Source organism: Sphingobium sp. HDIP04 (assembly GCF_000445085.1).
Taxonomy (GTDB): domain Bacteria; phylum Pseudomonadota; class Alphaproteobacteria; order Sphingomonadales; family Sphingomonadaceae; genus Sphingobium; species Sphingobium indicum.
In genome coordinates, this window is record NZ_ATDO01000136.1 from 1 (window position 1) to 9,615 (window position 9,615).

General features: G+C 65.6%; 12 protein-coding genes. 4 read left to right on the top strand and 8 right to left on the bottom strand.

All coding sequences use genetic code 11. The features are described from left to right. Positions 1–96 precede the first annotated feature (96 nt). From L286_RS45210 to L286_RS45220, 3 genes are read right to left on the bottom strand one after another with little or no spacing between them, the layout of a single operon-like run. Entirely contained in the window at positions 97–423 is a 327-nt protein-coding gene (locus L286_RS45210) for a heavy metal-binding domain-containing protein (RefSeq protein WP_007688709.1), read from the bottom strand. A 20-nt stretch (positions 424–443) separates the two neighbouring features. Then, positions 444–686 (bottom strand): DUF2312 domain-containing protein, encoded by a 243-nt coding sequence (locus L286_RS45215; protein WP_007688707.1) that lies wholly within the window; start codon positions 684–686, stop codon positions 444–446. Positions 687–725: 39 nt separating this feature from the next. Next, complete coding sequence (locus L286_RS45220; RefSeq protein WP_020817666.1) at positions 726–1,049, bottom strand: DUF1244 domain-containing protein; 324 nt, start codon at positions 1,047–1,049, stop codon at positions 726–728. A gap of 81 nt (positions 1,050–1,130) precedes the next feature. Between L286_RS45220 and pyk the strand changes: the two genes are divergently transcribed. After that, positions 1,131–2,588 carry a pyruvate kinase gene (gene pyk, locus L286_RS45225; protein WP_025160638.1) on the top strand — a complete coding sequence of 486 codons (1,458 nt, stop codon included), beginning with the start codon at positions 1,131–1,133 and terminating at the stop codon, positions 2,586–2,588. A 52-nt stretch (positions 2,589–2,640) separates the two neighbouring features. Here the strand turns inward: pyk and L286_RS45230 are convergent, their stop codons facing one another. Further along, complete coding sequence (locus tag L286_RS45230) at positions 2,641–3,267, bottom strand: HAD family hydrolase (protein WP_020817668.1); 627 nt, start codon at positions 3,265–3,267, stop codon at positions 2,641–2,643. Positions 3,268–3,270: 3 nt separating this feature from the next. Next, on the bottom strand, positions 3,271–3,396 hold the full coding sequence (gene ykgO / locus L286_RS45235; protein ID WP_004210176.1) for a type B 50S ribosomal protein L36: 126 nt from the start codon (positions 3,394–3,396) through the stop codon (positions 3,271–3,273). Between the two features lie 224 nt (positions 3,397–3,620). Between ykgO and L286_RS45240 the strand changes: the two genes are divergently transcribed. Both L286_RS45240 and L286_RS45245 read left to right on the top strand, forming a co-directional pair. Continuing rightward, positions 3,621–4,235 carry a hypothetical protein gene (locus L286_RS45240; protein WP_025160637.1) on the top strand — a complete coding sequence of 205 codons (615 nt, stop codon included), beginning with the start codon at positions 3,621–3,623 and terminating at the stop codon, positions 4,233–4,235. Further along, positions 4,232–5,362 (top strand): M14 family metallopeptidase, encoded by a 1,131-nt coding sequence (locus L286_RS45245; protein ID WP_020817669.1) that lies wholly within the window; start codon positions 4,232–4,234, stop codon positions 5,360–5,362. The genes L286_RS45240 and L286_RS45245 overlap by 4 nt, the downstream gene beginning before the upstream one ends. 18 nt (positions 5,363–5,380) lie before the next feature. Here the strand turns inward: L286_RS45245 and L286_RS45250 are convergent, their stop codons facing one another. The 3 genes from L286_RS45250 to L286_RS45260 form a co-directional block, all read right to left on the bottom strand. After that, positions 5,381–6,100: a dienelactone hydrolase family protein gene (locus L286_RS45250; RefSeq protein ID WP_007688693.1), complete on the bottom strand. Its 720-nt coding sequence runs from the start codon at positions 6,098–6,100 to the stop codon at positions 5,381–5,383. A 125-nt stretch (positions 6,101–6,225) separates the two neighbouring features. Beyond that, a complete protein-coding gene (gene purL, locus L286_RS45255) occupies positions 6,226–8,403 on the bottom strand; it encodes a phosphoribosylformylglycinamidine synthase subunit PurL (protein ID WP_020817670.1) in 2,178 nt (725 codons plus the stop codon). Between the two features lie 351 nt (positions 8,404–8,754). After that, entirely contained in the window at positions 8,755–9,135 is a 381-nt protein-coding gene (locus L286_RS45260; protein ID WP_007688690.1) for a hypothetical protein, read from the bottom strand. Between the two features lie 167 nt (positions 9,136–9,302). Between L286_RS45260 and L286_RS45265 the strand changes: the two genes are divergently transcribed. After that, complete coding sequence (locus L286_RS45265) at positions 9,303–9,563, top strand: exodeoxyribonuclease VII small subunit (protein ID WP_007688687.1); 261 nt, start codon at positions 9,303–9,305, stop codon at positions 9,561–9,563. Positions 9,564–9,615 lie beyond the last annotated feature (52 nt).

Consider the following 9,615-nt stretch of genomic DNA (forward strand, 5'->3'; position numbering starts at 1 on the left):
CCCGGATCAAGTCCGGGGTCGCGCCCACCCCTAACCCCTCCCGTTTACGGGAGGGGAATGTCTTGGATTGGCCAATCGCCGCCAAATCCGTATATCCTAGACGAGGATCGCGGTGCCCGATGCCGTCACCATCAGCATCGAGCCGCTGGACCCGACGGTCTCATAATCCAGGTCGACGCCGACCACGGCATTGGCGCCCAGGGTCGCGGCGCGCATCCGCATTTCCGCTATCGCCTGCTCGCGGGCGCGCTGGAGCACGTCCTCATAGGCGCCGGACCGCCCGCCCACGATGTCGCGCACGCTGGCGAACAGGTCGCGGAACAGGTTGGCGCCCACGATCACCTCGCCGGTGACGATGCCGAGATATTCCCTTGCGGGGCGGCCCTCCAGAGAGGGCGTGGTGCTGACGATGATCTCGGTCATGGGCGTTACTCCTGCTGCGGTTATTCGATCCCCAGCGCCGTCTTGTATGTTTCCAGCAGCGCTTCGGCTTCCATGCGGGCGTTGCGCTCCATCTTGCGCAGGCGGACGATGGACCGCATCGTCTTCACGTCATAGCCATTGGCCTTCGCCTCCAGATAGACGTCCTTTATATCGTCCGCGATGCCCTTCTTTTCCTCTTCCAGGCGCTCGATGCGCTCGATGAAGAGGCGTAGCTGTTCGGCGGCGACATTGCCATCGCTCATGAGAATCTCCAGTCAGTGTGAATCGGTCGGCGCTTGCCTCTAATGGCTGTCGGCGTTCTTCGCCACACTCTCCTGCATGCGGGCGATCTGTTCCGGCGTCGCCTCGCCCTGATGGCGGGCTTTCCATTCGGCGAAGGGCATGCCGTGGATGATCTCCCGCGCTTCATCCTTGCTCATTGCGCCGTCCGCCTCCGCGATCCAGTCGGCCAGGCAGTTGCGGCAGAAGCCCGCCATTCCCATCAGGTCGATATTCTGGACGTCGGTGCGATGCTGCAAATGCGCCACCAGCCGTCGGAAGGCGGTTGCGGCGACCGCGTCGCTGAGTATGGTGTCGTTCACGGCGAGCCTTTCGCTGATCATCATCATCCTGTCGTGCAGCACGGATAATCGAAAACCGCGCCCTGGCAAACCAGAGGCGACCATGACGGTCAGGAGAAAAGACGAATGACGAGATTACCGCCCCGTTCGCGCAAGGTCCGCATATTGGCGACCCTTGGCCCCGCGAGCGACAGCCCGGAGATGATCCGGGCGCTGTTCGTCGCCGGGGCCGACGCCTTCCGCATCAACATGAGCCATGGCGCGCATGAGGATCATGCCGCGCGCATCGCGACCATCCGGGCGCTGGAAAAGGAATTCGGCCGTCCTACGACCATCCTGGGCGACCTTCAGGGGCCAAAGCTGCGCGTCGGCACGTTCGACCGTGGGCTGGCGGTGCTGGAAACGGGGGCGGCCTTCGTGCTGGACAGCGATCCCGCGCCGGGCAATGCGACGCGGGTCAACCTGCCCCATCCGGAGATCTACGCCGCGCTGGTGCCCGAAACCCGGCTGCTGCTGGACGACGGCAAGATGGTGCTGCGGGTCAAGAAGGTGGCGGAGGACCGCATCGACACGGTGGTCGAGGTCGGCGGCGCCCTTTCCAACCGCAAGGGCGTGAACGTGCCCGACGTGGTCGTGCCGGTGCCGGCGCTGACCGAAAAGGACCGGCGCGACCTCAGCTTCGCGGTGGAGCATGGCTGCGACTGGATCGCGCTCAGCTTCGTGCAGCGGCCAGAGGACCTGGCCGAGGCGCGCAAGCTGATGGGCGGCTATGGCGCGCTGATGGCGAAGATCGAGAAACCGGCGGCTGTCCAGCGGCTGGAGGAGATCATCGAACTGGCCGACGGGGTGATGGTGGCGCGCGGCGACCTGGGCGTCGAATTGCCGCCCCAGGCGGTGCCGCCCCTTCAGAAGCAGATCGTGGCGACGGCCCGGCGCATGGGGCGGCCCGTCGTGGTGGCGACGCAGATGCTGGAATCGATGATCAAGGCGCCCACGCCCACCCGCGCCGAAGTGTCCGACGTGGCGACGGCGGTCTATGACGGGGCGGACGCGATCATGCTGTCGGCGGAGACGGCGGCCGGCGACTGGCCGGTCGAAGCGGTGACGATGATGGACAGCATCGCCCATAGCGTGGAGCGCGATCCGGGCTATTTCGGGCGGCTTCACTATACCGAGACGAAGCCCGACCCCACCACCGCCGACGCGCTGGCGGAGGGGGCGGGCAGCATCGTGTCCGTGGTGGGGGCGAGCGCGATCACCTGCTTCACCTCATCGGGCAGCACCGTGCGCCGCGTGGCGCGAGAGCGGCCGATGACGCCGATCCTGGCGCTGACGCCCCGGCAGGACACGGCGCGCAAGCTGGGGCTGACCTGGGGCGTGCATGCCGTGCGGACCAAGGACATCGGCACGTTCGAGGAGATGGTCGGCAAGGCGCGCCGCATGGCGCTGCGCCATGACATGGTCGAGAAGGGCGGCAAGATCGTCGTGCTGGCCGGCGTGCCCTTTGGGACGCCGGGGTCGACCAATGTGCTGCATGTGGCCGCGATACGGGGCGATGAGTTGAGGGGCCGGGACGAGGGGTAAAGGTCGACTGCAAAAGGGGTTGTGTTCCTGCTTTCGCAGGAACACCGCTGCGTTAGACAGTTGGGGTTCGAAGCAGTCCTAGTTCAACCAATTCCTCGCGCAATGCGATCGCATCGCGGAACAAATGGCCGCGCATCCCTTCCGCCTCGGCCGCCAGTATATTGTCCTCCCGGTCGTCCACGAACAGCGCCTCTTCCGCCCGCAGCCCGAATCGGTCGAGCGCCAGCCGGTAAATCGCGGGATCGGGCTTCACCAGCTTTTCCGCGCCGGAAACCAGGATGTCGCGGAAGGGTGCGAACAGCGCCGCCTCCCGCGCATGGAAGGGCGGCCAGAATTCGTCGCTGAAATTGGTGATGGCGAAGAGGGGAACCCCGCCTTCGTGCAGTTCGCGCACGATCTCCGGCATGCCCTCGACCGCAGGGCCGACGCTGTCGATGAACTTTTCGCCCCAGAGGCGAATCAGCGCCGCATGTTCCGGATGGCGCGCGATCAGTTCGGCGCTGGTTTCCGCGAAGGGGCGGCCCCGGTCATGCTGGAAATGCCAGTCCGGCGTCACGACATCGCGGAGAAACGCATCGAGCGCCCGATCATCGTCGATCAGGCGCTCGTACAGAACCCTTGGGGTCCAGTGATACAAGACATTGCCGACATCGAAGACGACGGCGGCAATATCCGCGATGAATCAGCCCTGGCGGGCCTTGAAGCGGCGGTTGGTCTTGTTGATGACATAGGTGCGGCCGCGGCGGCGGATCACGCGGTTGTCCCGGTGACGGCCCTTGAGCGACTTGAGCGAATTGCGGATCTTCATGGAACCAGCCTTTGAATGAATCTTGCTTGATCGAAAATCGAAGCGCAGCCCCTATGGGCGGGACGGCCGAAAGTCAAGGGCGGCCGCCCGCTTTTCGCCCCATCCCCGCGCCGTTCATCCTGCATGCAGCAAATCCGTGGCTTGACGCTTTTAAGGGATTAGCGGCGCGGTGTCGTGTAGAGGCTGTTGATCCCCTGGAGTGCGCATCCATGTCCAATCCGTCCATGTTGAAGAAGATCGTCCTTCCCTCCCTGCTGGCTTTGGGCCTCGGCGCCTGCGCCACGGCTGTTCCACCCGTGGAGGTGACGCGGTTCCATATCGACAATCCGGCGCGCAGCGGGACCATCGCCGTCGAGGAGATGGCCGGCAACCCCGATGTCGGCCTGGAATTCCGCACTTATGCCGCCGCGGTCGAACAGGAATTGCAGCGCGTGGGCTTCACCGCCGCCGGACAGGGGACGGCAGGACAGGGCGCAAGGAGCGACTATGTCGCGCTGGTGAGCTTCCGCCGCACCTTCCGCGAACCCGGCAGCTATGGCGCCAATGGCAAGCCGGTGAGCGTCGGCGTGGGCGGCGCGGTGGGCAGCGGCGGCTATTCCGGCCTGGGGCTGGGCATCGGCATCAACCTGTCGGGCAAGCCCAAGGGGCAGGTCTTCACCGAATTGCAGGTGCAGATACGCCGACGCGCCGATTCGACCACCATCTGGGAAGGCCGGGCGCAGACCGCCGCGCGGGAGGGCACGCCCGCATCGCAGCCCGGCCTGGCGGCGCAGAAGCTGGCGGCGGCGTTGCTGGGGGGCTATCCGGGCGAATCGGGGCGGACTATAACCGTCAAATGAGCATCTCGATCACAAGTGCCTTTGACAGCGGCAATATTCGCGTCCTTTCCGTCTCCGACACCCCCGCCGGCGTCCGCGCCGAACTGGAGATCGTCAAGGACCGGCAGAGCGACTTCTACCAATGGTTCCACTTCCGCGTGGCGGGCGTGGCGGGGCGGGAGGTCGAGTTGGCGATCGTCAATTGCGGCGCGTCGGCCTATCCCGACGGCTGGCCGGGCTACAAGGCGCGCTATAGCGAGGATCGGGACAATTGGCTGCTGGCGGACACCGGCTATGCCGACGGCACGCTGACGATCCGCCTGTCGCCCGACAGCAATGCGGTGTGGCTTGCCTATTTCGCGCCCTATTCGATGGAACGGCACCATGACCTGGTCGCCTGGGCGGCGTCGCAGCCGGGGGTGGAGCATCGCGAACTGGGGCTGACGCTGGACCGGCAGCCGCTCGACCTGCTGGTGCTGGGGGAAGGGCCGAAGAAGGTCTGGCTCTACGCCCGCCAGCATCCGGGCGAGAGCATGGCCGAATGGTGGATGGAGGGCGCGCTGGAGCGGCTCTGCGACGAGGAGGACGCCGTGGCGCGGCTGCTGCGCAGGGAGGCGACCTTCTACATCGTGCCGAACATGAACCCGGACGGCAGCCGTCGCGGCCATTTGCGGACCAATGCGGTCGGCATCAACCTCAACCGCGAATGGCATGAGCCGTCGATGGAAAAGAGTCCGGAGGTGTTCCTGGTGCGCGGAGCGATGGACGAGGCCGGGGTCGATTTCGCCATGGACGTGCATGGCGACGAGGCGATTCCGGCCGTGTTCCTGGCGGGGTTCGAGGGCATTCCCTCCATCACGGAACGGCAGTCGGCCTTGTATCGCCGCTATCGCGACACGCTGGCCGCCCGGACGCCCGATTTCCAGACGAGGAAGGGCTATCCGACCGCGCCTGCCGGCAGGGCGAACCTGTCCATGTCGACCAACCAGTTGGCCGAACGCTTCGGCGCGGTGGCCATGACGCTGGAAATGCCGTTCAAGGATAATGACGACCTGCCCGACGCCGATTTCGGCTGGTCCCCGGCGCGCTCGATCCAGCTCGCCAAGGATTGCCTCGGCGTGCTGGCGGAGATGATCGACGAAATCTGATCCCCGCCGGCCGCCGGTTCAGCCGAAAACGTCGTCCAGGAAATCGGCCATGGAGCGGAAGCTGCGGCGGTCGGCGTCGGGATGGTAGGCCAGGCCCCTTTCCGGCATCTTCGCGTCATGGTCCGTGAAGGCGTGGCCGGCATGGCCATAGGCATGAATCTGCCAGTCGCATCCGGCTTCGGTCAATTCCTTCGCGAGCGCGACGGTGGCCTCCGGCGGAGCGATCGGGTCGTTCCAGCCATGGCAGATCAACAGCCGCGCGGTGATCTTCGCATGGGGGAAGGGCGGCGCGTCGTAGACGCCGTGGAAGCTGACGCCGCCTGCAATATCCGCTCCGGAACGGGCAAGGTCCAGCACGCATTTGCCGCCGAAGCAGAAACCGATCGCGGCGGTGCGGCTTTCGTCCGTTTCGTCGAGCGATTTCAGCAGCGCATGCGCGGCGTTCGCCCGGTCGCGCAGCAGGGCGCGGTCGTCATTGAGCTCCGCCATGTAGCGGCCCATGTCGGGATCGGCGCGGGTGGTCCGCTTGCCCTGGCCGAACATGTCCGCGACGAGCACCGCCAGCCCCAGCGCCGCGACCCTTTCGGCATAGGCGAAATCGGCCTCCTTGGCGCCCAGGACATTGGGGAAGAGAAGCACGCCGGGACGCGGCGCGCCTGCCGCATCGTCGAACACGGCCATGCTCTCGAACCGGCCGCCAGGGCCTTCATGCACTGTGACGCGGCGGGTGATGGTCATGGAAGGCTCCTTGCTTCGGGGTCAGACGCATGTTGGGGCGCCATGCGCGATTGGCAAGTTGCGGCCAGTTGCCGCCGTTATTCCAGCATGCTCCTGCCTGCGCAGGAGCAGGCCATTTTCCCACTTTAAAGTTCCGCGTCCATCAGCGCCGGGAAGAAGCCCTCATGCGCGTCGCGCAGGTCGGCCAGCGCCACGCCCGCCACCTTGTCGCCGCCGGTCGTCCCGATCTTCACGGCGCCCGCAATCTCGACGCCCTGCGCAGCGGCGACGATATACCGCCCCTGATCCTCGCCAAAGGCGCCAGCGGTCGTCAGCGCGATGTCCAGTTCCGCCCCGATCTTCCCGGCCAGCGCCATTTCCGCCACCGCGACCAGCAGGCCGCCGTCGGAAATATCATGCACCGCATTGACCTTGCCCGCCGCGATCAGGGCGCGGACGGTTTCGGCATTGGCGCGCTCGGCGGCCAGATCGACCCTCGGCGCATCGCCCGCTTCCCGCCCGGCAATCTCCCGCAGCCAGATCGACTGGCCCAGATGCGTGCCTTCGCCGCCGATCAGCCAGATCGCGTCGCCCTCATTCTTGAAGGCCACGGTCGCCATCCCGTCGACATCCTTGAGCAGGCCGATGCCGCCGATGGCGGGCGTCGGCAGAATCGCGGAGCCGCCGCCGGTCGCCTTGGATTCATTGTAGAGCGACACATTGCCCGACACGATGGGGAAATCCAGCGCCCGGCAGGCGTCGCCCATGCCCTCCAGGCAGCCGGTGAACTGCGCCATGATCTCCGGCCGCTGCGGATTGGCGAAGTTCAGGCAGTTGGTGACGGCCAGCGGCGTCGCGCCGACCGCGCTGATGTTGCGATAACATTCCGCGATGGCCTGCTTGCCTCCCTCATAGGGATCGGCATAGCAATAGCGCGGCGTGCAGTCGGTGCTGATCGCGATGCCCTTTTGCGATCCATGGACGCGCACCACCGCCGCGTCGCCGCCGGGGCGCTGCACCGTGTCGGCGCCGACCATGTGATCATATTGCTCCCAGATCCACCGGCGCGAGGCGATGTCCGGCGAACCCATCAGCCTGATCAGGTCGGCGCCGATGTCGGCGCTCTCCGCGATCTCGCCCAGCGGCTGCACGCCCGACCAGGCCTTATATTCCTCCTTCGCCATCGCCGGACGGTCATAAAGCGGCGCGTCGTCGGCCAGCGGAGCCAGCGGAATGTCGCACACCGTCTCGCCATGATGGACCAGCACCATGCGGCCCGTATCGGTCACATGGCCGATCACCGCGAAGTCCAGTTCCCACTTGCGGAAAATGGCCTCGGCAAAATCCTCCTTGCCCGGCTGGAGGACCATCAGCATCCGCTCCTGCGACTCCGACAGCATCATCTCATAGGCGGTCATGCCGGTTTCGCGCTGCGGCACCTTGTCCATGTCGAGCTGGATGCCGACGCCGCCCTTCGACGCCATCTCCACCGAGGAGGAGGTGAGGCCCGCCGCGCCCATGTCCTGGATCGCGACGATGGCGTCCGACGCCATCAGTTCCAGGCACGCCTCGATCAGCAGCTTTTCGGTGAAGGGATCGCCCACCTGCACGGTCGGCCGCTTCTCCTCCGAATCCTCGCCGAAATCCGCCGACGCCATGGTCGCGCCATGGATGCCGTCGCGCCCGGTCTTCGACCCCACATAGACGATGGGATTGCCCACGCCCGACGCGGCGCTGTAGAAGATCTTGTCCGTCTCCGCGACGCCCACGGTCATGGCGTTGACCAGGATGTTGCCGTCATAGGCGGGGTGGAAATTCACCTCGCCGCCCACGGTCGGCACGCCCACGCAATTGCCGTAGCCGCCGATGCCGCGCACCACGCCGCTGATGAGATGCTTCATCTTGGGGTGATCGGGCCGCCCGAAGCGCAGCGCGTTCATGTTCGCCACCGGCCGCGCGCCCATGGTGAACACGTCGCGCAAAATGCCGCCCACGCCCGTCGCCGCGCCCTGATAGGGCTCGATATAGCTGGGGTGGTTGTGGCTCTCCATCTTGAAGATCGCCGCCTGCCCATTGCCGATGTCGACGACGCCCGCATTCTCGCCGGGGCCGCAAATCACCTGCGGCCCTTCGGTCGGCAGCTTCTTCAGATGGATTCGCGAGCTTTTATAGGAGCAATGCTCTGACCACATGACCGAGAATATGCCGAGTTCGGTGAGGTTGGGCTCCCGGCCGAGCGCGTTCAGGACGCGATCATATTCTTCTGGGGAAAGCCCATGTTCGGCGACGACCTGGGGCGTGATCTGGGATGCGGTGCTGGACATGAGCGCGCCTTTAGCGATGGAGCGTTCGATAGACAATAAGATGATGGCCCACCCGCATCCGGCGCAATGTCGCGGAAGGCGCCCCCATCCTATTCCTCCCCATCGCAAGATGGGGAGGGTCGAAGAGAGTCACGTGCCTCTCTTCGACGCCGCCGAAGGCGGTGGTGGAGGGGAAATACGCAGGTCGCGCCTATTCCCCTCCACCATGCTTCGCATGGTCCCCCTCCCCACGCTTCGCGCAGGGAGGATTAAGAACATCCCCTACCGGTCACCTTCCGCCAACCCAAAAAGAAAAAGACCGGCCTTCCGCATTGGAAGACCGGCCCGGATATGCAGGAAAATGAAAGAAGATCAGCCCTTGCAGCTAACCGCGTCCTTGCCCGGAAGGGTGGCGGTGATCTGCTTGCCCGAACCCTCGATCTTGTAGCCGGCGCCTTCGAAGGGCTTGCCGGCTTCGGCGGCGGTCAGCTTGGTCGGCGCGCCGTCCTTTTCGGTGCGCAGGTTCGCCGTCTTGTCGTCGCTCATGAAGTCGACGAAGATCAGGCTGTTGTCCTTGCAGCGATATTGATGGCTTTCCTTCACCATCGGCGGCAGTTCGATGGGCGCGGCATTGGCGAGCTTTTCCGCCATGGGATCGGCGGGGCCGCCCACGACTTCGGGTTCGTCATTCTTGTTGCAGGCGGAAAGCAGCGCAAGCGCCGCTACGGAGATCAGGGGGAGATGATATTTCATAGCGGTCCTTCTATGTGCACTAGCCATGCCAAGCGTCAACGCAAAACTGCCGCAAGTCCGCCAGCCAGTGGTGCGACGTCATGACGTTTTCGTGAACGGCGGCCGGAATCGGCGGCCATGGCCCATGCGGGCTTGACCGGGCGGGCGGGGGCCGCCAATGCAGGGACATGGCGCAAGACAGCATGACACAACAGGGCGATCCGTCGCAGATGTCGTTCGAAGATGCGTTGCGCGCGCTCGAATCGATCGTCCGGCGGCTGGAGAGCGGGGATGTGCCGCTCGACGAATCCATCTCGCTCTATTCGCAGGGCGAGGAGCTGCGGAAACGCTGCATGGAACGGCTCCAGGCGGCCGAAGCGCGCATCGCCAAGCTGACGATCGACGCAGGCGGCGCCGTGACCGGCGCGCAACCCTTCGGTTCGGACTGAGCGTGCCGCATGCGGGAGAGGCGGTCATGAGCGGGGGTTCCGCCTCGCCCCC